The sequence below is a fragment of the Pseudomonas baetica genome, assembly GCF_051216495.1.
In the GTDB taxonomy this organism is placed as follows: domain Bacteria; phylum Pseudomonadota; class Gammaproteobacteria; order Pseudomonadales; family Pseudomonadaceae; genus Aquipseudomonas; species Aquipseudomonas baetica_B.
In genome coordinates, this window is record NZ_JBPKAM010000010.1 from 60,720 (window position 1) to 82,747 (window position 22,028).

The 22,028-nt window shown below is 59.7% G+C and carries 21 protein-coding genes and 1 other RNA gene; 10 read left to right on the forward strand and 12 right to left on the reverse strand.

The genetic code is table 11. The features are described from left to right. Positions 1–67 precede the first annotated feature (67 nt). Positions 68–472, reverse strand: a complete 405-nt coding sequence (gene fur / locus ACSFE6_RS06395) for a ferric iron uptake transcriptional regulator (protein ID WP_003197684.1) — start codon at positions 470–472, stop codon at positions 68–70. A gap of 97 nt (positions 473–569) precedes the next feature. Here fur and ACSFE6_RS06400 point away from each other — a divergent pair, with 97 nt between their 5' ends. Further along, on the forward strand, positions 570–1,097 hold the full coding sequence (locus ACSFE6_RS06400; RefSeq protein WP_435426803.1) for an outer membrane protein assembly factor BamE: 528 nt from the start codon (positions 570–572) through the stop codon (positions 1,095–1,097). A gap of 61 nt (positions 1,098–1,158) precedes the next feature. Here the strand turns inward: ACSFE6_RS06400 and ACSFE6_RS06405 are convergent, their stop codons facing one another. Together ACSFE6_RS06405 and ACSFE6_RS06410 are read right to left on the reverse strand one after the other, a co-directional pair. Next, positions 1,159–1,473 carry an RnfH family protein gene (locus tag ACSFE6_RS06405; RefSeq protein WP_435426804.1) on the reverse strand — a complete coding sequence of 105 codons (315 nt, stop codon included), beginning with the start codon at positions 1,471–1,473 and terminating at the stop codon, positions 1,159–1,161. Beyond that, on the reverse strand, positions 1,466–1,900 hold the full coding sequence (locus ACSFE6_RS06410; protein ID WP_435426805.1) for a type II toxin-antitoxin system RatA family toxin: 435 nt from the start codon (positions 1,898–1,900) through the stop codon (positions 1,466–1,468). The genes ACSFE6_RS06405 and ACSFE6_RS06410 overlap by 8 nt, the downstream gene beginning before the upstream one ends. Positions 1,901–2,138: 238 nt before the next feature. Between ACSFE6_RS06410 and smpB the strand changes: the two genes are divergently transcribed. Further along, a complete protein-coding gene (gene smpB / locus ACSFE6_RS06415; RefSeq protein ID WP_435426806.1) occupies positions 2,139–2,621 on the forward strand; it encodes an SsrA-binding protein SmpB in 483 nt (160 codons plus the stop codon). Positions 2,622–2,793: 172 nt separating this feature from the next. Here the strand turns inward: smpB and ACSFE6_RS06420 are convergent, their stop codons facing one another. Beyond that, a complete protein-coding gene (locus tag ACSFE6_RS06420) occupies positions 2,794–3,561 on the reverse strand; it encodes a GntR family transcriptional regulator (protein WP_435426807.1) in 768 nt (255 codons plus the stop codon). 261 nt (positions 3,562–3,822) lie between these two features. Here ACSFE6_RS06420 and ACSFE6_RS06425 point away from each other — a divergent pair, with 261 nt between their 5' ends. The 7 genes from ACSFE6_RS06425 (at position 3,823) to ssrA (ending at position 12,366) form a co-directional block, all read left to right on the forward strand. Then, positions 3,823–5,517: a lactate permease LctP family transporter gene (locus ACSFE6_RS06425; RefSeq protein ID WP_435426808.1), complete on the forward strand. Its 1,695-nt coding sequence runs from the start codon at positions 3,823–3,825 to the stop codon at positions 5,515–5,517. A 146-nt stretch (positions 5,518–5,663) separates the two neighbouring features. After that, positions 5,664–6,488 (forward strand): (Fe-S)-binding protein, encoded by an 825-nt coding sequence (locus ACSFE6_RS06430; RefSeq protein WP_435426809.1) that lies wholly within the window; start codon positions 5,664–5,666, stop codon positions 6,486–6,488. After that, complete coding sequence (locus ACSFE6_RS06435; protein WP_435426810.1) at positions 6,485–7,939, forward strand: LutB/LldF family L-lactate oxidation iron-sulfur protein; 1,455 nt, start codon at positions 6,485–6,487, stop codon at positions 7,937–7,939. The genes ACSFE6_RS06430 and ACSFE6_RS06435 overlap by 4 nt, the downstream gene beginning before the upstream one ends. Further along, positions 7,939–8,610 (forward strand): LutC/YkgG family protein, encoded by a 672-nt coding sequence (locus ACSFE6_RS06440; protein WP_435426811.1) that lies wholly within the window; start codon positions 7,939–7,941, stop codon positions 8,608–8,610. Before ACSFE6_RS06435 ends, ACSFE6_RS06440 begins: the two co-directional genes overlap by 1 nt. Next, entirely contained in the window at positions 8,607–11,417 is a 2,811-nt protein-coding gene (locus ACSFE6_RS06445; RefSeq protein WP_435426812.1) for an FAD-binding and (Fe-S)-binding domain-containing protein, read from the forward strand. The genes ACSFE6_RS06440 and ACSFE6_RS06445 overlap by 4 nt, the downstream gene beginning before the upstream one ends. 190 nt (positions 11,418–11,607) lie before the next feature. Then, a complete protein-coding gene (locus ACSFE6_RS06450; RefSeq protein WP_435426813.1) occupies positions 11,608–11,880 on the forward strand; it encodes a hypothetical protein in 273 nt (90 codons plus the stop codon). Positions 11,881–11,976: 96 nt separating this feature from the next. After that, positions 11,977–12,366, forward strand: a transfer-messenger RNA (tmRNA) gene (gene ssrA / locus ACSFE6_RS06455). Positions 12,367–12,457: 91 nt separating this feature from the next. Here ssrA and ACSFE6_RS06460 read toward each other — a convergent pair. Beyond that, entirely contained in the window at positions 12,458–13,603 is a 1,146-nt protein-coding gene (locus tag ACSFE6_RS06460; RefSeq protein ID WP_435426814.1) for an alkene reductase, read from the reverse strand. A 90-nt stretch (positions 13,604–13,693) separates the two neighbouring features. Here ACSFE6_RS06460 and ACSFE6_RS06465 point away from each other — a divergent pair, with 90 nt between their 5' ends. Further along, positions 13,694–14,071, forward strand: coding sequence for a winged helix-turn-helix transcriptional regulator (locus ACSFE6_RS06465; protein ID WP_435426815.1), 378 nt, complete (start codon positions 13,694–13,696; stop codon positions 14,069–14,071). Between the two features lie 31 nt (positions 14,072–14,102). On the opposite strand, the gene ACSFE6_RS06470 is transcribed toward ACSFE6_RS06465, so the two are convergent. The 7 genes from ACSFE6_RS06470 to ACSFE6_RS06500 all read right to left on the reverse strand — a co-directional run bounded on the left by ACSFE6_RS06470 (position 14,103) and on the right by ACSFE6_RS06500 (position 22,014). Beyond that, a complete protein-coding gene (locus tag ACSFE6_RS06470; RefSeq protein WP_435426816.1) occupies positions 14,103–14,822 on the reverse strand; it encodes a hypothetical protein in 720 nt (239 codons plus the stop codon). A 158-nt stretch (positions 14,823–14,980) separates the two neighbouring features. Continuing rightward, entirely contained in the window at positions 14,981–15,931 is a 951-nt protein-coding gene (locus tag ACSFE6_RS06475; RefSeq protein ID WP_435426817.1) for an enoyl-CoA hydratase/isomerase family protein, read from the reverse strand. A 345-nt stretch (positions 15,932–16,276) separates the two neighbouring features. Continuing rightward, positions 16,277–17,647 carry an exopolysaccharide Pel transporter PelG gene (gene pelG / locus ACSFE6_RS06480; protein WP_435426818.1) on the reverse strand — a complete coding sequence of 457 codons (1,371 nt, stop codon included), beginning with the start codon at positions 17,645–17,647 and terminating at the stop codon, positions 16,277–16,279. Then, a complete protein-coding gene (gene pelF / locus ACSFE6_RS06485) occupies positions 17,648–19,162 on the reverse strand; it encodes a GT4 family glycosyltransferase PelF (protein WP_435426819.1) in 1,515 nt (504 codons plus the stop codon). Beyond that, positions 19,159–20,148, reverse strand: a complete 990-nt coding sequence (locus tag ACSFE6_RS06490) for a HEAT repeat domain-containing protein (protein ID WP_435426820.1) — start codon at positions 20,146–20,148, stop codon at positions 19,159–19,161. The genes pelF and ACSFE6_RS06490 overlap by 4 nt, the downstream gene beginning before the upstream one ends. Continuing rightward, complete coding sequence (locus ACSFE6_RS06495; protein ID WP_435426821.1) at positions 20,126–21,490, reverse strand: PelD GGDEF domain-containing protein; 1,365 nt, start codon at positions 21,488–21,490, stop codon at positions 20,126–20,128. The genes ACSFE6_RS06490 and ACSFE6_RS06495 overlap by 23 nt, the downstream gene beginning before the upstream one ends. 5 nt (positions 21,491–21,495) lie before the next feature. Next, positions 21,496–22,014, reverse strand: coding sequence for a penicillin-binding protein activator LpoB (locus ACSFE6_RS06500; protein ID WP_435426822.1), 519 nt, complete (start codon positions 22,012–22,014; stop codon positions 21,496–21,498). Between the last annotated feature and the right edge of the window lie 14 nt (positions 22,015–22,028).

The following is a 22,028-nucleotide window of genomic DNA, read 5'->3' on the forward strand; positions in this document are numbered from 1 at the left end:
AAACGAACGAAGGCGACCCTGGGGTCGCCTTCGTTCGTTTCGCGAACCTTGCGTTCGCGCGACATGCTTACTTTTTCTTGCGTACGTACAGCACCAGATTGTGATCAACCATCTCGAAGCCATATTTGTCGACGATTGCTTTCTGCAGCCGCTCGATTTCTTCGTCGAAGAATTCGATCACTTCACTGGTCTCGACGTTGACCATATGGTCGTGGTGCTTGCCATCGTCCAGCTCGAAGACCGCATGGCCTCCGTCGAAGTTGTGCCGCACCACAAGGCCAGCTGCCTCGAACTGAGTCAGTACACGGTAAACCGTGGCCAGACCGACGTCCTCGCCAGCCTCCATCAGTGCCTTGTAGACATCCTCGGCACTCATGTGGCGCTGCTCGGCGGAATCGAGCATTTGCAGAATCTTGACCCGTGGCAGGGTCACTTTGAGGCCGGCTTTGCGTAGTTCGCTATTTTCAACCATGGTCAGCTTTCTCGCGATGCTGCTTCGCAGCTTCTCTTAATGCGGGTATGATCGGCGTTTACGTTGTCCCAGCCAAGATAGTGGAAGTCGCCCACCGATGCAAAACACCAAGCTCTTGCTAACCAGTTTCACCTTTGTGGGACTGCTCGCACTCGCCGGTTGTTCATTCCCCGGGGTTTACAAAATCGACATCCAGCAGGGCAATGTCGTCACGCAGGACATGATAGACCAGTTACGCCCGGGAATGACCCGTAAGCAAGTAAGGTTTATCATGGGCAACCCTCTGTTGACCGACACGTTCCACGCCGATCGCTGGGATTACCTGTATAGCCTGCAACCAGGGGGCGGTGAACGCCAACAGGAACGCATCAGCGTTATCTTCAACCCAAATGATCAACTTGTCAGCCTCTCTGGTGACTTCATGCCAGGCGTGAGCCGCGACGAGGCCATTCTCGGCAAGGACAGCGGCACTACCGTGACCGCGCCGACAGAAAACGCCGAGAAGCCAAAGCCGGAAAAACCGGTCAAACCGGGCTCGCTGCTGGATCAGATCCAGAAGGAAGTGGACGGTGTAGAAACCGTTCCGGTCCCGACTCCGGAACCACTGGACACCTCGCCGCAATAATTTGCGACGCAATAAAAAACCCGGCATGCCCGGGTTTTTTATTGCCTGGCGTTTACGCGACTCACTGATTCCGAGCTTTAGCTTCGGCAGCCTTGGCCGCACGGAGTCGACGGACCTCCTTCGGATCAGCCAGCAGCGGCCGGTAAATCTCGATCCGGTCTCCGGATTGAACCGGACGACTTTCGGGATCAACGATCACTTTGCCGAAGATTCCCACAGGACACGCCGCCAGATCCAGCTCCGGAAACGATTGGCCAATCCCGGATGCAAACAACGCCGCCCGAACGGTTGTTCCTGCTGGCACCGTCACCGCCAAAAGCACCTGACGATCAATGGCGGCATACACCACCTCGACCTTCACCCCTGCCTCAACCATGCATTTGCTTGGCCCGCTGGCAGAACGCATCCACCAGCGTATTGGCCGCCTGATTGAACAATGGCCCAAGGGTCGCGCGAACAATCGGCCCTGCGTAATCAAACGACAGGTCCAGACTGATTTTGCAGGCTTTCTCGCCCAATGGCTTGAACACCCAGACACCGTGCAGTTGAGTGAACGGCCCTTCCTCGAGGTTCATCTCGATGGATTGGCCAGGGACCAGGGTATTACGCGTCACGAAATGCTGGCTGAGCCCTCCCTTGGCCACACCAACGCTCGCGCGCATGTGCTCGGGGGAACTCTCCAGCACTTCGGCGGATGAGCACCACGGCAGAAACTCCGGGTATCGCGCCACGTCGTTGACCAGGTCATACAAGGCTTGTGCCGGGTACGGCAGCAAGGCCGAACGTGAAATGTGTGTCGTCATGTCAGCGTCACTTCCACAGCTGGGCGGCAAACACTACGAGAATGCCGATGGGCGCCACATAGCGCATCAAGAACCAAAACAAGGCAAACAATGCCGGGTCACGAATCGACAGTCGACATCGATACTACGACCAAGCGTTCAAAAAAAGAGCGCGCATTGTCCGGGATTCAATCAACCTGCTCAAGCACGTAGCATCACCGTAGCCGACTGGCTTGCAACTCCCTATAATGCCGCCCCTATGGCTAAACAGAAGAAACACCCTACAGGGACCATCGCGCAAAATAAAAAGGCGCGACACGATTACTTCATCGAACACAAGTTCGAGGCTGGTCTGGTCCTGGCCGGCTGGGAAGTAAAGAGTTTGCGGGCGAGCAAGCTACAACTGGTCGACAGTTATGTACTGCTCAAGGATGGCGAAGCCTGGCTGCTCGGCAGCCACATTACGCCCCTGACAACCGCGAGTACCCACGTCATCGCAGACCCGACACGCACGCGCAAGCTGCTGCTGAACCGGCGCGAGCTGGACAAGCTGTCCGCTGCCGTGGCGCAAAAGGGTTACGCCTGCGTATGCCTGTCCTGGTACTGGAGCAAGCACATGGTCAAGTGCGAGATCGCTCTGGGCAAGGGCAAGAAGGAATACGACAAGCGTGATACCGAGCGTGAACGCGACGCCGGTCGTGAGTTGCAACGCGCTGTGCGAAACAAGGGCAAGGAAGAGTAATTTTCTTTCTGCCAAAGCGCGACCATTGTGGCGAGGGAACTTGCTCCCGCTCGACTGCGAAGCAGTCGTAAATCGGTAGACCTCAATCTGCAGGATTGCGCAAACGGGTTTTAGGGCCGCTTCGCACCCCAGCGGGAGCAAGCTCCCTCGCCACAGTGAATCCACTGCACAATCACATCCCCTTGCGCCGCTCCGCCCGAGCCACGCGCTGCACTTCCTGACGCACTTCTTCCAGCACTTCCTGCACGTATAAAATGTGGCGACTGGAGACTTCCCGCGCCTGTTCCGCCCTGCCTTCGATAATCGCCAGATACAACTCCCGATGCTGAGTGATCAGCATGTCGCGGGTTTCAGTGCGCTGCTTATACATGCCGCCAATGTTGGTTACCACGTTGCGTTTGAGCAGATCGAACAAGCCACGAATGGTGTGCAGCAGCACCGCGTTATGACTGGCCTCGGCAATCGCCAGATGGAATTTCGCATCCGCCGCCCCCTCCTCCGCCCGACTCACTTCTTCATGCCGCGAATAGCAGTCCTGCAATTCGTTGAACGCTGCGGTCAGCCGCTCGCGATCAACGTCCGTTGCGCGCAATGCCGCGTAATAAGCACAGGACGCTTCCAGCGTATGGCGAAACTCCAGCAAATCGCGCTGGGCCTCTGGATTGCTTTCAAGCAGCAACAGCAATGGGTCACTGAAGGTCGTCCCCAGGGACTCCACCACATAGTTACCGCCGCCCTGACGACTGACCAGCAAACCCTTGGCGACCAGTTTCTGAATGGCCTCACGCAACGACGGGCGTGACACTCCGAACTGTTCGGCCAACGCCCGCTCCGCCGGCAGGCGCTCACCGGCCTTTAGCGTGCCTTCGAGGATCATGCCCTCCAGCTGCTCGACAATATCGTCAGACAAACGGCGCTGACGAATCTGATCAAACCCCATAACTCGATTTCTCCACGATCCGACGGTTCGCCGGGGCTCTATTCTGGCCTATCCATGCAGCCTCGGCACCTGCCAGCCAGCACTTACCCAAACGGATCAGCCGATCCCGAGGTCATGCATTCGACAAAAGTTTTAGGGCGGCAAATTGACACGCCGCCCACAAGACTTTTACCCTAGCCAACAGCGATTGTAAATTGGTATTACCAATTATCCAAGAACGCTGATCAGTGCCTGACCAACAACAATTAGGGGCCACCCCATATGCAAACCTGGCAACAGCTTTACAGCCCGCTCGGCAGCCTCGGTTTATCCGCGCTCGCAGCCGTCATTCCCATCGTGTTTTTCTTCCTCGCCCTGGCCGTGTTTCGCCTCAAAGGCCATGTGGCCGGCAGCATTACACTGGCCTTGTCGATTCTGGTGGCAATCTTCGCCTTTCAGATGCCGGTCGATATGGCATTTGCTGCCGCCGGATATGGCTTCGCCTACGGTCTGTGGCCGATTGCCTGGATCATCGTGGCGGCCGTGTTCCTCTACAAACTGACGGTCAAGAGTGGTCAGTTCGAAGTGATCCGCAGCTCGGTGCTGTCGATCACCGACGACCAACGCCTGCAAGTTCTGCTGATCGGCTTCTGCTTCGGCGCCTTCCTTGAAGGTGCGGCCGGGTTCGGTGCGCCGGTAGCGATTACCGCCGCGCTGCTGGTAGGCCTGGGCTTCAACCCGCTGTACGCCGCAGGCCTGTGCCTGATCGCGAACACCGCGCCGGTGGCGTTCGGCGCCCTGGGCATTCCGATCATCGTCGCCGGGCAAGTGACCGGGATCGACGCGTTCAAGATTGGCGCCATGACTGGTCGCCAACTGCCGCTTCTGTCGTTGTTCGTACCGTTCTGGCTAGTGTTCATGATGGATGGCCTGCGCGGCGTCCGGGAAACCTGGCCGGCAGCACTGGTGGCTGGTTTGAGCTTTGCCGTCACCCAATACTTCACCTCGAACTTCATCGGCCCGGAACTGCCGGACATCACGTCGGCCCTGGCCAGCCTGATTTCCCTGACGCTGTTCCTGAAAGTCTGGCAGCCAAAACGCGCCGCCGGCCAACACATCGTCGGTGCAATCTCCGCCTCGGTGGTGAGCGCCAGTGCCGGAGGCTTCGGCCAGAAACGCACAACCGTGGCTTCGCCTTACAGCCTGGGCGAAATCTTCAAGGCCTGGTCGCCGTTCCTGATCCTCACCGTACTGGTCACCATCTGGACGTTGAAACCGTTCAAGGCGATGTTCGCCGCCGGCGGCTCGATGTATAGCTGGGTGTTCAACTTCGCCATTCCGCACCTGGACCAGATGGTGATCAAGGTTGCACCGATCGTGGCTGCACCGACCGCCATTCCGGCGGTATTCAAGCTCGACCCGATTTCCGCGACCGGTACCGCTATCTTCTTCTCGGCACTGATTTCGATGCTGGTCCTGAAGATCAATATCAAAACTGGTCTGACCACTTTGAAAGAGACCTTCTACGAACTGCGCTGGCCGATCCTGTCCATCGGCATGGTGCTGGCCTTCGCCTTCGTCACCAACTACTCGGGCATGTCTTCGACCATGGCCCTGGTATTGGCCGGCACCGGCGCGGCCTTCCCGTTCTTCTCGCCGTTCCTCGGCTGGCTGGGCGTGTTCCTGACCGGTTCCGATACCTCGTCCAACGCACTGTTCAGTTCGTTGCAGGCGACCACCGCCCACCAGATCGGCGTCAACGACACCTTGCTGGTGGCCGCGAACACCAGCGGTGGCGTGACCGGCAAGATGATTTCGCCACAATCGATCGCCGTGGCCTGCGCCGCGACCGGCCTGGTCGGCAAGGAATCGGACCTGTTCCGCTTCACGCTCAAGCACAGCCTGTTCTTCGCAACCATCGTCGGCCTGATCACCTTGGCTCAGGCTTACTGGTTCACCGGCATGCTGGTGCACTAAGCACTACAAGCGACAGCGAAAAACCCGACGCCGGACCATGACTCCGGCGTCAGCTATTCACAACCCGGTCTGTAAGGCTGCTGAAAGAATCTCCCTCTATATTCAGCCACCTCAGCGGACGGGTAACCGGCCGAGAGACACGCCTGATGAGCGAACTTTTTTACAACGCTGTGCCGAATGCGACCCGTGTCGCCCCGCCACTGCCCGAACCTCGGCAATACCCCAGCGAGAAACCGCAACGGGTGTACCTGTTCGGGACCTGCGTAGTGGATCTGTTCTACCCGCAAGCCGGTATGGACGCGATCCACTTGCTGGAGCGCGAAGGCATCCGTGTCGAGTACCCGCAAGGGCAAAGCTGCTGTGGACAACCGGCCTACACCTCGGGTTACACCGAACAGGCCAGGACCGTGGCGCGCTCGCAACTGGCGCTGTTCGCTGAGGATTATCCGGTGGTGGTGCCGTCCGGCTCCTGCGCCGGCATGTTGCGCGAGCACTATGCCGACCTGTTCAAGGACGAACCGGAAACGTTGAAACAGGTTCAGGCTCTGGCTGCCAGAACCTATGAATTGGCCGAGTTTCTGTTGTTTGTCTGCAAGGTGCAGCTCAAAGACAGTGGCGAACCGGTAAAAGTGGCGCTGCACACCTCGTGCTCGGCACGCCGCGAGATGAATACCCACCTGCACGGGCGCGAATTGTTGTCGCAACTGAGCAACGTGGAACGGGTCAATCACGACCACGAAAGCGAATGCTGTGGCTTCGGTGGAACTTTCAGCGTCCGTATGCCGGATATTTCCGGGGCGATGGTGGCTGACAAGACACGGTCGTTGAAGGAATCCGGTGCGCACAAGGTACTCAGTGCCGACTGCGGTTGCCTGATGAACATCAACGGCTCGCTGGAGAAACAAAAGGAAGCGCTGCGCGGTCAGCACCTGGCCAGTTTCCTCTGGCAGCGGACCGGAGGCGCACAATGAACGCTTCCACGATTATTCCTACGGTCGCCGTAGAAGAAGATTTCCGCACCCGCGCACATAACGCGCTGGGTGATGCGCAATTGCGAAACAACTTTCGCAAGGCGATGGATTCACTGATGACCAAACGGGCAAATGCCTTCGGCGATGCCCACGAAAGAGAACACCTGCGAGCGCTGGGCAATGCCATCCGCGCCCGTGCGTTATCCAAGTTGCCCGACCTGCTCGAGCAGCTTGAACAGAACCTGACCCGCAACGGTGTGACAGTGCACTGGGCGGAAACGGTGGACGAAGCCAATGGCATCGTCCTCTCGATCATCCGCGCTCACGAGGGGCGGCAAGTGATCAAGGGCAAATCGATGGTCAGCGAAGAAATGGAAATGAACCATGTCCTCGCTGAACAGGGCATTGAATGCCTGGAATCGGACATGGGCGAGTACATCGTCCAGCTCGACCACGAGAAGCCTTCACACATCATTATGCCGGCAATCCACAAGAACGCCGGCCAGGTCGCGTCCTTGTTCCACGACAAACTTGGCGTGGAATACACCAAGGACGTTGACCAACTCATTCAGATCGGTCGCAGGGTGCTGCGGCAGAAATTCTTCGAAGCGGACATCGGCGTCTCCGGCGTCAACTTCGCCGTAGCCGAAACCGGCACCTTGCTGCTGGTGGAGAACGAAGGCAACGGCCGGATGACCACTACGGTGCCACCGGTGCATATCGCCGTCACCGGCATCGAAAAAGTCGTGGAAAACCTGCGCGACGTGGTGCCGCTGTTGTCACTGCTGACCCGTTCTGCGCTAGGCATTCCGATCACCACCTACGTCAACATGATCTCGGGCCCGCGCAAGGAACATGAGCTCGACGGCCCACAGGAAGTGCATCTGGTCCTGCTGGACAACGGTCGCAGCCAGGCATTTGCTGACAGCGAATTGCGCCAGAGCCTGAACTGCATCCGCTGCGGCGCCTGTATGAATCATTGCCCGGTCTATACCCGAATCGGCGGTCATGCCTACGGCGAGGTGTATCCCGGCCCTATCGGAAAAATCATCACCCCGCACATGGTCGGTCTGACGAAAGTCCCGGACCACCCCAGCGCCTCGTCGTTGTGCGGAGCTTGCGGTGAAGTGTGTCCGGTCAAGATTCCGATCCCGTCGCTGCTGCGGCGCCTGCGCGAAGAAAACGTCAAGGCACCCGATAGCCCGCACCCCGTGATGCGCGACCAGGGCCGCAAGTACTCGCGTAAGGAACGTTTTATCTGGAACGCCTGGGCCCGACTCAACAGCTCGCCGACGCTGTATCGTTTGTTTGCGCTTGCCGCTACGCGCCTGCGTGCGCTCACCCCGAACGACGTCGGCCCGTGGACGCAAAACCACAGCGCACCGAAACCCGCCGCCCGCTCACTGCACGACATGGCTCGCGAGCATCTGGCCAAACAGGGAGATCGTTGATGAGCGCCAAGCAGAATATCCTCGGCAAGCTGCGTAAAAGCCTGACAGGTACCACACCGGTGCCTGACAACTTCGATGTGGATTTGGTGACCGCGCCTTACACCTACACCCCGGAACAACGCATCCCGCAACTGCGCAAACTGATGGAGGCCGTGCACACGGAAATCCATCTGACGTCGGGTGAAAACTGGCCGGCCTTGCTGGCAAAACTGCTGCAGGATCGTCAATTGCCGAGCCTGTTGATCGCGCCGACCACGCCTCACGGTCAGCGTGTCACTCAGCATTGGGCGAACAATCCGACCCTGCCTACACTCAAGGCCTACGACCGCCCGGTGGAACAATGGAAAGCCGAACTGTTCAATGACACTCCGGCGAGCCTGACCACGACTCTCGGCGCAATCGCCGCCACAGGTAGCCTGATTCTCTGGCCGACGCGGGAAGAACCGCGCCTGATGAGCCTGGCGCCAACAGTGCATTTCGCCCTGCTCAAGGCCAGCGAAATCCGTGACAACTTCTATCAGGTGCAACAGGAGTTCGAATGGGCCCAGGGCATGCCGACCAATGCGTTGCTGGTATCCGGCCCGTCGAAGACTGCCGACATCGAACAAGTGCTGGCCTACGGCGCCCACGGTCCGAAAGACCTGGTGGTGCTGATCCTGGAGGACCAATGAGTCTACCGGCCGCTTTCCTGCGTGATGCGCAGCAACTGATTCCCCAAGAGCGTCGCTTCGACGATCCGTTGTCGACCCTGGCGTTCGGCACTGATGCCAGTTTCTATCGGCTGATTCCGCAACTGGTGATACGCGTCGAGTCCGAAGATGAAGTGGTGGCGCTGCTGAAACTGGCGCAGCGCGATCAGGTTCCGGTGACCTTTCGCGCCGCCGGGACCAGCCTGTCCGGCCAGGCCATCAGCGATTCAGTGCTGATTGTCCTTGGGGATAACTGGAACGGCCGCGAGATTCGTGGCCAAGGCACGCAAATCCGCCTGCAACCGGGCGTGATCGGTGCCCAGGCCAATGCCTGGCTGGCGCCGTTCGGGCGCAAGATCGGTCCGGATCCTGCTTCGATCAACGCCTGCAAAATCGGCGGCATCGTCGCCAACAACGCCAGCGGCATGTGCTGCGGCACGGCGCAAAACACCTATCACACATTGGCCGGGATTCGCCTGGTACTGGCCGACGGCAGCCGTCTCGATACCGAAGATGCCGCCAGTGTCGCGGCGTTTCGGCAAAGCCACGGTGAGCTACTGGAGCGCCTGGCGACATTGGGTCGCGAGACCCGTGCCAATGCCGAACTCGCTGCAAAAATTCGCCACAAATATCGCCTGAAAAATACCACCGGCCTGTCACTCAACGCCCTGGTGGATTACGACGAGCCTGTGGATATCTTGAGCCACTTGCTGGTGGGCTCCGAAGGCACCCTCGGCTTTATCAGCGCGGTGACCTACGACACCGTGATCGACCATCCGAACAAGGCTTCGGCACTGATCGTCTTTCCAAACGTGGAAACCTGCTGCAACGCCGTCACCGTCCTGAAAAGCCAACCGGTGTCGGCCGTGGAACTGCTGGACCGCCGCAGCCTGCGTTCGGTGCAAAACAAACCCGGCATGCCGGCTTTCGTGCAGCATCTGTCGAACAATGCCTGCGCCTTGCTGATCGAATCCCGCGCGGCATCGTCCACGTTGCTGCAGGAACAGTTGGCGCAGATCATGGCGTCACTGGCGTCGTTCCCGGTGGAAAAGCAAGTCGACTTCACCGAAGACCCACAGGAAAACGCCCGCCTCTGGGCGATCCGCAAAGACACCTTTCCCGCCGTCGGCGCGGTGCGCAAAACTGGCACCACGGTGATCATCGAGGACGTGACCTTCCCAGTGGAACAACTGGCCGTCGGCGTGAACCGCCTGATCGAGTTGTTCGATAAACATCACTACGACGAAGCAATCCTTTTCGGACATGCACTGGAAGGCAATCTGCACTTCGTCTTCACCCAAGGCTTCAACAGCCCGGAAGAAGTCGTGCGCTACCAGGCATTCATGGACGACGTGGCGCAGCTGGTTGCCGTGGAGTTTGGCGGCTCGCTCAAGGCCGAACATGGCACCGGGCGCAACATGGCACCGTTTGTCGAACTGGAATGGGGCAGCGATGCCTACCAGTTGATGTGGCAACTCAAACGCCTGCTCGATCCCAACGGCATTCTCAATCCGGACGTGGTGCTCAGCGACGATCCGCAGATTCACCTCAAGCATCTCAAGCCCTTGCCGGCCGCCGACGAGATTGTGGATAAGTGCATCGAGTGCGGCTTCTGCGAACCGGTCTGCCCGTCGAAAGGCCTGACCCTGAGCCCGCGCCAGCGCATCGTGATCTGGCGTGATATTCAGGCGAAAAAACGCGCCGGCGTCGACACCCGCGAGCTGGAAGCGGCCTATGAATACCAGGGCATCGACACCTGTGCCGCCACCGGCCTTTGCGCACAACGCTGCCCGGTCGGCATCAATACCGGCGAGCTGGTGAAAAAGCTTCGCGGCCAGCACGCCACCCATACGAAAACCGCCAACTGGCTGGAAGGACATTTCGCCATGGCACTGCAAGGTGCGCGTTTCACCCTGCACGTCGCCAACGGTGCGCGAATGTTGCTGGGGGCTCCTCGACTGGCAAAGCTTTCCGCAACCGTGAGCAAACTGTCCAAAGGGCAGATCCCGCAGTGGATCAACGCCATGCCACAGCCGGAACGGCCGATTCGCTTCAGCCCGCCTGTGACGGACGAGCGTCCGCGGGTGGTGTATCTGGCCGCGTGCGTTTCGCGGGCCATGGGACCAGCGGTTGGCGACAAGGAGCAAATGTCGCTGTACGACAAAACCCGCGGCCTGCTGGAGAAAGCCGGTTATCAGGTGGTCTTTCCGGACAATCTGGACAATCTTTGCTGCGGCCAGCCGTTTGCTTCCAAGGGCTATGCCGAACAAGCCGAGCACAAACGCCAGGAATTGATCGGCGCCTTGCTCCACGCCAGCCGTGGCGGGCTCGACCCGATCTACTGCGATACCAGCCCTTGCACCTTGCGCCTGACTCAGGACCTCGGTGATGTACGTCTGGACCTGTACGACCCAGTACGATTCATTCGCACACACCTGATGGATCGGCTGGAGTTCACGCCTCAGGAGGCACCGATCACCGTGCACGTGACCTGCAGCACCCAACACCTGGGGGAAAGCCAGGCGCTGATCGATCTGGTGCGCAAGTGCAGCAAGAACGTGGTCATTCCCGAAGGTATTCACTGCTGCGGATTTGCCGGCGATAAGGGCTTCACCACGCCGCAGTTGAACGCCCATTCGTTGCGCACGCTCAAGGACGCGGTACAGCAGTGCAGCGAGGGGATTTCCACCAGCCGTACTTGCGAGATTGGCCTGACACAACACGGCGGAATCGATTACCACGGGCTAGTCTATCTGGTGGACCGCGTTACCCAGGCCAGGGTGACCTGATGACAAGGCCTCAAGGAAGGTGCATTCAGGCGCCTGCTCAGTAGTTTCTTGCGGGTTTCAACAGAAAATCAGAACCCTGACGTGTCGCCGCAGTCCACCGATCAAGTCCCGCCAATGCGGGACGTTCCCAATCCTGGGCAGCCCGTGCTGATGGCCAACCATGCCAGGCCCTCAGTTCAAGGAGATACACATGAAACGTTCTGTACTGTTAGGTCTGTTCGTTACTGCTTCCCTGATGGCTTCCACTTCATTTGCCGCTGACGACCTGTGTGCGGTCAACCTGAAAACCATCGAAAACGGTAAGGCACAGATTCCTCCGGAAATGGTTGACCAGGTGAAGGCCTCCGTCGAAAAAGCCAAAGCCGACCAGGCAAAAGGCACCAAGGAAGGTATTGATGATTGCATCGCCGAGACCACCCAAACCATCCAGGACGTGACGAACGCGAAAAAAGGCGGGAAGTAACTCAGCCCAAGGCCAACCTTCGGGTTGGCCTTCCGGGTCGCATTGACGTACACTGTGCATGCCTGTTGCTCACTTGATTCACAGAGCAGCGGGCTCGGGGCCGTTTAGGATTCGACGCCGGTTGCGAAACTTTAGGTGCATGCCGAGTTGGTAACAGAACTCGTAAATCCACTGTTGCAACTTCTTATAGTTGCCAATGACGACCAATACGGTGCTGCTCTCGCTGCTTAATTGCAGCTGACATGCACTCCTGGTACCTTCGGGTCCAGCAATCATCAGGGGATGTCTGTAAACCCAAAATGATTGTCATATAGAACAGAATCGCCGTGCAGTACGTTGTGGACGAAGCGGCTAAAACTTACACAACTCGCCCAAAGCACCCTGCCCGTCGGGTCGCTGAGGGTTAACTTAATAGACACGGCTACGCATGTAGTACCGACAGCGGAGTACTGGCGGACGGGGGTTCAAATCCCCCCGGCTCCACCAAATCAAAAAAGACGTCCTCGGACGTCTTTTTTTGTGCCTGGCATTCAGCAGAATCAAGTCTTCAGGGAAGCCACCTCGGTCAGTTCATGCCTTATAAAGCGGTAACGGCCGGATGCGCCGGGAAGTCCGTGTACCCCCTTTCGCCGCATCGCGTGTAATACGTTGATCGATCCGCTTCGGCCAAAGGCCAGCCATATTTGAGACGCTCCGTCAGATCCGGATTGGCGATGTAGAGTCTGCCGAAGGCGATCAAGTCCACTAGACCAGTGTCGAGCGCATCCTGAGCGGCCTTGCGGTCAGTGAAGCCTCCAGCCCAGATGATCGCGCCAGGAAACACTGCCCGAACCTTGGCCAGTAGCGCGTGATCGAGGTGGTGCGATTTGAACTCGGCAATTTCCATGTTCGCCTCTGGCATCAGCTCGTAGACCAGATGCAGATAGGCGACGCCCAGGCGCCCCAAGTGTTCGGCGGTGTATAACAAGGTTTCTTCGGAAAGCGGATCTGCCGCAATACCGTTGAACTTACCGAACGGGGACAGGCGGACACCCACGCGTCCCGGCCCCAATTCATGCACAGCGGCTTCAACGACTTCCAACAGAAATCGTGTACGGTCTTCTACGCTGCCGCCTCCGTAGCAATCGGTGCGCGTATTGAGCACCGAGTTCATGAACTGCTCGAACAGATAACCGTTGGCCCCGTGGATTTCGACACCGTCAAATCCGGCTTCCCGAGCGTGGACGCAGCCTCGGGAAAAAGTGCCGACCAAGGCCATCACTTCTTCCGTCCTCAGGCGCCTGGGCGTGCCTGCCGGGATATGGTTCAACTTGCCATCCGGGCCGTGGGCAAACACCTGCGACTCGGACCTTTCCTCGGTGACACCCCAAGGTGCTTCACCGCAGGGCATGAGCGATGGATGGGCCATCCTGCCGACGTGCCATAGTTGCAAAAATATCGTGCCGCCATTGCGGTGTACCTGGTCAGTTACCAGACGCCAACCCTGCCGCTGAGCTGGCGTGTGTATTCCGGGCGTCAAAGCGTAGCCTTTACTGGACGGAGCGATGTCCGTTGCCTCCGCCACGATCAGGCCGGCACTGGCCCGCTGCCCGTAGTAGGTGGCCATCAGCTCATTCGGGACGTCGCCATCGGACGTCCGCGTACGCGTCATGGGCGCCATGACTATACGGTTTTTCAGCAGAACGGTGCCGCCAACCAATTGAGTATCAAACAGGTCTATCATGGGCTTTCCTTCCGGTCGGTATTTATCGGTAGGAAAAGCGTACGTTTCGATAATCGTCCCCTCTACACACCGTTTTGTCAGTGGTTGCACATGAAGACAATCAATAGACTGCCGGGCTTGCCGATCGAACGCACGCTGGCTGTCCTCTCGGGGCGCTGGAAGGCCGTCATCCTGCATGTGCTGCTGGACGGCCCGCACCGCACCTGCGATCTGGAGAAGCGCATTTCAGGCATTTCACAGAAAGTGTTGATCGAGCAGCTGCGCGCGCTTGAGGAACATGGAATGGTGAGCCGGCAACCCAGCGCCGAGGATCGTCAAGGGATCGAGTACCTGCTCACTCCGCTTGGCGCAAGCTTGCGGCCGATTCTGGAGTCTCTGATCGAATGGGGAGTCCATCACGCCACCGAGCTCGACGAAGTGCATAGGCTGCTGCCATGCAATGCCGTCGTTCGAGATCGCACTCACTGACACCTACCCCGCCCTTGCCAATCACCGCACCTCAACTCAAGCGAAAGTCACTCAAGTCAATCGACACCATCAAGCGCTCGCGCAATGGTTGTGAATCCCCGCCCCTCAGGTAGGCTCTGCGCCGTGTCGGAAAACGGAGTCCTTGCGCTTCAATGTAGCCACTTACGTATTGCGCGGCGGCAAAACCACCCGCCACATCGACGTGGTAGTCGTGACGGCGCAGCAGGCAGTCGTCGCCGAAGTAGAAGTCCTGGAAACGACTATGGCTGGCGATATGAGAGGGAAACTCCACCCGCAGCCCCCGCCAGCTTTCCAGCCCTTCCTGCCAGGGCGCGATTTCGCTGACGCTGAACCCTGGCATCGCCATGAAAAACGGTGTCGTCAGGTAGGTCCACATCGCATAACCGCTGAAATAGGCGCGATGCAGCGGATCCCAAGGCGTGTCCATGACATGTCCGGCGAAGGCTTCGCGCGGGTTGTGGCGTTCGCCCACGATTTCGCCTTCGATAGTTTCGATGGCGATGTAGTCGACCCGGAACGCCGTGCGCCATTGCGGGTTGCCGAACGGCGTCACCGAGGCGTTTTGCTGGTGCAGGCTGATAGTCATTTCCCGAGGTACGGTGTCTTGCACCACGCCCTTCAAACCCCACAACTCCCCGCCCGTCACGATGGTGGCGTTGAGCGTGGTGAAACGGTTCCAGTGCTCCAGGCCGCCGTGGGCGTCGAGCACCCTTTGCAGCAATTCGTTCATGGTTCGTACCCCAAATGGAGTTTGGCGCGATGTTTTGTGTAGGAGCGAGCTTGCTCGCGAAAAACTTGAAACCGCCGCGGAGTCTCCAATTTTACGCGTTATCGTTGACGACCATCGCGAGCGAGCTCGCTCCTACAGGGGGCGACGCGAAACCTGGATTACTTCGACGGTTCGCCCAACATGCCCGTGTAGTGCGCCAATCGCTTCTCGACATCCGCTTTCTTCTGCAGGCCCAATTCCATCAACTGCTTGATCCGCGCCTGCGCTGCCGGGCGTTGCACCGAGCCAATAAAACCTTCCCACTCGCTGGCGATGGCTTCATTGGGCGGAAGGCTGGAAGCATCGACCAGTTTCTTGATGTCGGCGATCGACTGCTTGTCGAAGCGGGCGATGCGGCGGGCCATGGTGTCGACGAATTTGTCGAGTTCGGCGTCGGGCAGCGCGCGGTTGACGTAGCCGTAACGCTCCGCGAGTTCGCCGTTGATATCGTTTCCGGTCAGCAATATTTCCAGCGCTCGCCCGCGCCCCATCAGTCTCGGCAGACGCGCCATAGGCCCGCCTCCGGGCACCAATGCCGCGCCGATTTCCCATTGCGACAGGATGGCTTTCTCGCGACTGGCAAAGCGCATGTCGCTGGCCAGCGCCAGTTCGCTGCCGACACCGGTCGCGCGACCACGGATCGACACGATCGAGACTACTGGCGCCTTGCTCAGCCGCACCAGCATGTCGGGCAACGGCGGCAGGCCGGTCGGCCCGTTGGGCAGGCTGGTCGTTTCGGTCAGCGCCGGCACGAAGTCGTAGTGGGTCAAAAAGAAATCCGGCACGTCGCTATCGAACACCACGACCACCAGTTTCGGATCGGACTCGATGGCCGTCACCACCTCGTTCAACTGCGGCATGGTTTCGGGACCGTAGATGTTGTACGGCGGGTTGTGGAAGGTCACCCGCCAGTATTGGGGCGTGACTCGAGTGAGCTTGATTTCCTGTTTGACCGTGCTGGTGGAGGATGCCTTGTCGGTGCTTGAAGGGGCTGTTTCACCCGCGAATGCCGCGTCTGTCATCGCCGTGCTGGCGAAAACCAGTGCAGCCGTGAGCAATTGAAGTCTCATGGGAACGTCTCCAGAGAATTGCCTGTTGGCATGTGGAGTCCCGTTGAGTAGCCGTTGCGGCTTGCCTGCTGCGTGGCGCGTGAACGTTCACGCGCGGTGTTCGGTCCCTTAGCGGGTCAACACATGGTGAGTGTGCGCGTCGCCGCTAAGGAGTCGGGCACGGTCGGAAATATCGAAGGGCGTCAACATTGTCGGGAGCAAACGCGCCTTCTTCGTCAAATCCGAAGGTTCAAGCGTAGCTGCGAATGGATGGCCCACATGACCTGTCATCGGATGATGATCACACCCGACATGTAAAGGCGCCGACGAGACCGCCAGCACCTTTACAGAAACCGCCGAGGTGTTTCAGCGCGACAACATGAACGTATCGTACTCAAGGTCTTCCAGTGCCGTGGACAACCGATGCAGCCCCAACAACACGCACACCAGCAGCGACAGGGTGAAGCCGTAGCCGAAGAAGCTCGGGCCCAGGTTCATGCTGAGCAGCGTCAAGCCGGCGTTCAACACCGCGAAGATCACGCACAGTTCCAGCACCACGGCACGCTTGTCGAGGTAGAAAAACACGTTGAGCAACGCCATGAACACCACCTGGATGCTCACGCCGATCAGGTCGATGTAGAACAGCGGCAGGTAGTAGCTGGAGATGCCCAGCCAGTCCAGCAAGCGCGGGGCGAACAGGAACAGCAGCACCACGGTCAGCCCCTGCACCTTGCAGATTTCCAGCAGGCCCTGGCGGATCGACAAGGTCATTTCGGTTTTCAGCGAGCTGATGTGCTGCAGGGTTTCACCCTCGCGGATCGCCCGGAACAAACGGTCGTACCACTCGGCGAAATCGGTTTCGATGCGCACCAGGAACACCGCCATGCCGGGAATGATCGCCAGGTACGCGAGGAAGATCGGCAAGTCGTACAGGATCGATGCGCGCAGCGGGCCGATAACGACGTTCGAGGTGCCAGGGTTGAACCAGAACAGGAACTTGTCGATCCAGATTCCCAGGTTGTAGAAGAGCCCGGTGGCCAGCAGGCTGACGAAGACCTGGCGGCGCTGGAGGAAGTCGAAGGCGATCAGTTTCTCGGCACGGTACTCGCGCAGGATGTCGTAGAGAAACAGGAACAGCAGCGTGCTGTGACCGATCAACAGCGCCAGCAGCAGGCCCGCTATTCCCAGGAAGGTCAGCAGATAGGCACTGATCACCATCAGCGTGTAGCCCACCAGCATCACCAGCAGGATGCGGTTATAGGCCTTCATCCCCGACAGGAAGATGATCACCATCCACAGGTTGCACAGCACCACGAAATTCGACAGCACCAGCAGCCGGTAGATCAACGACTGATCGAACAGCGTCGCCAGCACGACAATCCCCAGCACGCCGGTCGCGACCGTGACCATCAGCAGCACGCCCAGCAGGTTGGGCAGAATCTGATCGTACTTGTGTTCGAACAGGCGGTCGGAGACGAATCGGGTGAAGAACAGTTGCAAGCCGCCGGTGAGGATCAGCGAACTGGCCATCAGGTAGGTCACCGTCACCAGAAACTGCCCGACCAGGCTATTGGGCACCACACGGCTCAAGCTGATGATGCCCACCAGCATCACGCTGATGATCGACAACACCCAGGGACCGGAGCTGATTAACCCGGCATACACATAGGCCTGCAGCGTCGCGGTGTAGGAATCGCGGGACAGGATCTTGCGGAGTTCGAAGCCAATACCGGCCATTTAACTGTTCTCCATGGCGGCTTGATACAAGTCGCGATAACGCTGCAGCATCAAGGCTTCGGTGTAGTAACGGGTGACCCGCAGCAAGCCGCTGGCCTGAGCGGCCTGCCAGCGTTGCGGGCTGCGCAGCAGTTCGAGGATCGCTACACTGGTGGCCTGTGGATCGGCAATCGCCACCACTTGGCCGGCCAAGCCCAGGTCGCGGTCTTCGGCGCTACCACCTTCAATCAACTCGCGGCATGAACCCACGTCGCTGCTGACCACCGGCGTACCGGCGGCCCAGGCTTCGAGAATCACCAGCGGCTGGGCCTCGCTGATCGAGGTCAGCACCATCAGCCCGAGCTTGGGCAGAATCTCCTGGATGCGCTGGAAGCCAAGAAAATGCACCTTGCCCTCCAGCCCCAGACTGGCCATGAGGCTGCGACATTCGCTGACGTATTCGGGGTCTTCCTCTTCCGGACCGACGATCCAGCCTTCGACGTGGGGCATGGCGCTGATCACGCCGCGCATGGCCCGCAGAAAGGTTTTCACGTCCTTGATCGGCACCACACGCCCGATCAAGCCCACCACAGGTGCAATGCCGGGCGCGCGGGATTCGAGCGCGGCGGTCCACTGCGGCAAGTCGATACCGTTGGGAATGACCCGGGTGCGGACCGAGTCGGCACCATCCTTGATTTGCCGCTGACGGTTACCGTCATACAACGAAATGATGCTGTCGGCGCTGTTGTAGGTCAGCTGACCGATGCGTTCGAAGAAGCGCACCCACAACGTGCGGATATAACCCGAACCCGCGTCGAGGCTGCGGTTAAGCGCCTGGCCGGAACTCTCGGCAATCCACGTGGCTTGGGCCAGGTCGATCTTGCGCTCCTTGGTGTAGATCCCGTGCTCGCTGAGCAGATAGGTGCAATTCCAGCGTTGCTTGAGGATGCAACCCAACAGCCCTGCGTAACCGGTAGAAATCGAATGCAGCACCCGCGCCCGCGGCATGCGGCGCGACGACTCAGCGAGCATCAGCAACGGCGACTGCATCGAGCGCAGGGTCCAGAAATAGTTGATGAACGACGGGTCGGCGCAATGCAGGCGATAACCTTCGCTCAACGCTTCCCAACTGGCGCGACTGCGCAGCACGTCGTCCAGGGTCATGCGGCCTTGCGCGATGCAATCGAGCAGGCTTTCCCCCAGCGCCGGCTCTGGCGCGTCCGGGTGATGCAGGAAGCGATACAAATCCTGCAACTGTTGCAAATCCGCGTCCCGTGGCGTGCCCCGGCTGTCAGTGGGACGGGTGGCATCTTCGAGAAAGACCTCTTCGATGTGCAGCACGTTCGGCGGCACTTGATAGCGACGCTCGCCATACGCTGAGCGCTGGCCGCCGATGAACATCACCGAGAAGGTCAGTTCCGGCAGGCCCAGGATCATCTGGTGAATCCAGCTCGACACACCGCCGCGCACATAAGGCCAGGTGCCTTCGAGCAACAGGCAGATGTCGGCCATCGGCGTTTCTTCCTTGAGGCTCATGTCCAGCTCCTTACCAGATCAGCGAAAGGTGGCCGCTGACGGGTCTTCTCCGGAAGTCGGGAGAGCAATTCGGGAATTTCGTGGTAGCGACCGGCTTCGAAGGCCAGTTCGGCATGGAACGGCAGGATCTGCGCCGAGCCCATGCCGTTTTCCTGGGCCTTGGTCAGCAGCACTTCGGCGCGCTCGACATCGCCACGCTCCAGGGCGATACGCCCGGCCAGCAGAAACAGCTCGCCACCCTCACCGGCCGCCAGGCCTTGCTCGGCATGTTCGTTGGCCTGATTGAGCACGTGTTCGAGCACGCTGCCCTGCGCCAGGCCCAGATAAGCCAACTCCCAATACCAGCGCGCCAGCGTGCCGTGCAGTACACCGGCCGCCTTGGCCTTGGCGCCGTGCAATTGGCCGAGGGCGATCTGGATGCGCAGGTTGATGTCACTCTCCTGTTTATCGAGCATCGAGTACGCCAACAACCGCACGTCATCGCTCGGATCGCCCAGCGCCAGCTTGAGGATGGGCACCGCTTCCTTGCCAGGCATGCGCTTGGTGGCCAGCAACGCCGCCAGGCGCTGGTCCGGATCGGGTGCGTGGCGCAGCACGTCCTGCAAACCGCCGTCAGCAAAAATCGGCGAACGCGACTGCAACTGCGCCCGATACGGCAGGCTCGGAATGCCGACCGCTTGCCAGGCCTGCTTGTCGCGCTTGCGCGGCAGGTACAGCGCCGGGAAGATCGCCGCGACCACCCCCACCGCCCCCAGCACCGGGACAAAGAACGCCAGGCTGAAAATAAACAGTGGGCTCCACGGCAGCGGCGAACGGTAACGCGCCGGCAACAACAACCAGACAGCGCCGCACAGCATTGCGCAGGCCAGACCATGGCTGGTGGTGAACAACAGCAATTGCTGCAATTCGGGCAAGTCGGCCCACAAGCTGGTCCAACTACCCGCCTCCAGAACCAAGGCTCCGCTAAACAGCCACTTGCTGATCATTCAGGCCACACTCGTTGAACAGGAAGTTACGCAGCCCGTTGGGTTCACCGGGCTCCAGGTTGAAAGGCATGACCCGCACACCAAGGCTGTCCATATCACTTTCAATACCAAAGTGTTCGTGCAGCATCAGGTTGATACGCGCCAGGTAACCTTCGGTGCCTTGCGGACTGGTCAACGGCAACAGCACCAGCAACAACTGATGGTCACGGTTGTTGCGCAGTGGCAAGTGCAAGTCCAGACCGCGCTGACTGCGCTCGAGCAAACGTGTGAGCTCTTCATTGGAACGGGTCATTTCAAAGGCAAACAGCCCAGCCGACAACTTGTGCTGCTCGACGTCCACCAGCGACCGCTTGAGTTGCAGGGTGAAGTGCTGCGCATCCGCATCTTGCAGGTGCAACACCTGGGCATCGCGCAGGAGCAGGTCGGCGATGTGCCCGGCCAACAGCGCGAGCAAGCTCAAGGTGCGATCCTGGAAAGCGAAGAACGGCATCTGCCGCACCGCCAGTACGGCCAGCAGACGGCCCTCGGCATCGATCAACGGGATGCACGCCTGCAACGACGAGAATTGCCCCGAGGCACCAGCCTCGTGCAGTTCCTGGCGCACGCTCACCAGTTCGCCGCGCTCCAGACACAGCTTGACCAGACCGTCCTCGGTGTCCAGCGATCCCATGACACCGATGGTGGCCAATGGCGTGGGCAACACGCGCTCACCGCGATCATCGACCCGGTACAAACCGGCCACCCGCAGCGCGCCGTACTGTCCCAGCACGGCCACGATCGGATCGGCCAATGCGCCCAGCGCATCGCCTTCATCCGGCATCACCCGCAGTTTTTCCCGCAACCCCAGCAACGAGCTACGCAGACTCTGGTCGCTGCCCGCCACGCGCTGCTCCAGCAGGTCGTGGGAGACCCGCAGAATCTGGTGCGAACGGGTGAATTCATCAAGACGATACTGACGGTAATCGTTGGCCATCTGCAGACGCTCCAGGCGTCGCTCCCACAAATCGCGAACCTCGCCCACCAGCATCCCGCAAACCAGTACACCAACGATCCACGACGGCTCAAGCTCTGCGTAGCCGGCATGACCGCTGTAGCGCAGGACGAACACCGCCAACACCAACAACGCGGCGCTGAGCAGACCGCGGACAAATCCATAACGCACACCCAACAGCAGCGGCGCCAGGATCGGCCAGGGGAAACCGCCGTGCATGCGCATCGGGTCTTCCGGGGTCAGCCACAGGCCCAGGCCGATGGCCAGGCCGGTCACCAGGAACGTTTCCAGCCAAGACACCGGGCCGCTGGCGCGAGGCGCCAGGCTGTAATCCATGTGTGGAGAATTCATTGCGATCACTCGAACCGAAGGGCGCCAACAAGTGTGTCGAGCACTTTTTGCGCAGTGCCCGCCAGGCTTTCACGGGACCAGCCGGCGCGTGCGCCGCTTTTGCTCCAAAGCACGCGACCGCTGTCGGCATCGAGTACACGCAGGCTGATGCCCACCGCCGGCTCGCCGTCCAGGCCGTTCTTGTACTGCCACTCTTCGACGCTGCCGGCGACCACGTAATCAAGCTTCTGCTCACGCGCCCAATCCAGGGCGCCAGCCAGACGCTCGTTATCGTCCATCAACGCCTGCTCGCCCCGGGTGCTGGCCGGGTAGACCCGTGGTTGCAGGCCATGGCTGCTGAGTACGCTGAGCAGAATCTGCTCACTGCGCTCACCGGCCTGCGGTGTCTGCGAATAGTTGACCATCGGCACCACACCCCATTGCGCGCTGCGTGGCAGGTTCGGGCTGGTCTCATCGGTGAAGCTGGCGCAACCGGCGACGAACAGGACCGCCAGCGCCAGGCTCAGATTACGAATTGCTTGCATACGTTTTTCTCCCG

Excerpts from the sequence above, each read along its gene's own strand:
- ACSFE6_RS06460 (WP_435426814.1), bottom strand. The coding sequence starts at position 13,603 with ATGATAGACCTGTTTGATACTCAATTGGTTGGCGGCACCGTTCTGCTG.
- pelF (WP_435426819.1), bottom strand. The coding sequence starts at position 19,162 with ATGAGCCTCAAGGAAGAAACGCCGATGGCCGACATCTGCCTGTTGCTC.
- ACSFE6_RS06435 (WP_435426810.1), top strand. The coding sequence starts at position 6,485 with ATGAACGCTTCCACGATTATTCCTACGGTCGCCGTAGAAGAAGATTTC.
- ACSFE6_RS06405 (WP_435426804.1), bottom strand. The coding sequence starts at position 1,473 with ATGGTTGAGGCAGGGGTGAAGGTCGAGGTGGTGTATGCCGCCATTGAT.
- ACSFE6_RS06440 (WP_435426811.1), top strand. The coding sequence starts at position 7,939 with ATGAGCGCCAAGCAGAATATCCTCGGCAAGCTGCGTAAAAGCCTGACA.
- smpB (WP_435426806.1), top strand. The coding sequence starts at position 2,139 with ATGGCTAAACAGAAGAAACACCCTACAGGGACCATCGCGCAAAATAAA.
- ACSFE6_RS06470 (WP_435426816.1), bottom strand. The coding sequence starts at position 14,822 with ATGAACGAATTGCTGCAAAGGGTGCTCGACGCCCACGGCGGCCTGGAG.
- ACSFE6_RS06420 (WP_435426807.1), bottom strand. The coding sequence starts at position 3,561 with ATGGGGTTTGATCAGATTCGTCAGCGCCGTTTGTCTGACGATATTGTC.
- ACSFE6_RS06425 (WP_435426808.1), top strand. The coding sequence starts at position 3,823 with ATGCAAACCTGGCAACAGCTTTACAGCCCGCTCGGCAGCCTCGGTTTA.
- fur (WP_003197684.1), bottom strand. The coding sequence starts at position 472 with ATGGTTGAAAATAGCGAACTACGCAAAGCCGGCCTCAAAGTGACCCTG.
- ACSFE6_RS06490 (WP_435426820.1), bottom strand. The coding sequence starts at position 20,148 with ATGATCAGCAAGTGGCTGTTTAGCGGAGCCTTGGTTCTGGAGGCGGGT.
- ACSFE6_RS06400 (WP_435426803.1), top strand. The coding sequence starts at position 570 with ATGCAAAACACCAAGCTCTTGCTAACCAGTTTCACCTTTGTGGGACTG.
- ACSFE6_RS06465 (WP_435426815.1), top strand. The coding sequence starts at position 13,694 with ATGAAGACAATCAATAGACTGCCGGGCTTGCCGATCGAACGCACGCTG.
- ACSFE6_RS06410 (WP_435426805.1), bottom strand. The coding sequence starts at position 1,900 with ATGACGACACACATTTCACGTTCGGCCTTGCTGCCGTACCCGGCACAA.
- ACSFE6_RS06500 (WP_435426822.1), bottom strand. The coding sequence starts at position 22,014 with ATGCAAGCAATTCGTAATCTGAGCCTGGCGCTGGCGGTCCTGTTCGTC.
- ACSFE6_RS06445 (WP_435426812.1), top strand. The coding sequence starts at position 8,607 with ATGAGTCTACCGGCCGCTTTCCTGCGTGATGCGCAGCAACTGATTCCC.
- ACSFE6_RS06475 (WP_435426817.1), bottom strand. The coding sequence starts at position 15,931 with ATGAGACTTCAATTGCTCACGGCTGCACTGGTTTTCGCCAGCACGGCG.
- ACSFE6_RS06495 (WP_435426821.1), bottom strand. The coding sequence starts at position 21,490 with ATGAATTCTCCACACATGGATTACAGCCTGGCGCCTCGCGCCAGCGGC.
- ACSFE6_RS06430 (WP_435426809.1), top strand. The coding sequence starts at position 5,664 with ATGAGCGAACTTTTTTACAACGCTGTGCCGAATGCGACCCGTGTCGCC.
- pelG (WP_435426818.1), bottom strand. The coding sequence starts at position 17,647 with ATGGCCGGTATTGGCTTCGAACTCCGCAAGATCCTGTCCCGCGATTCC.
- ACSFE6_RS06450 (WP_435426813.1), top strand. The coding sequence starts at position 11,608 with ATGAAACGTTCTGTACTGTTAGGTCTGTTCGTTACTGCTTCCCTGATG.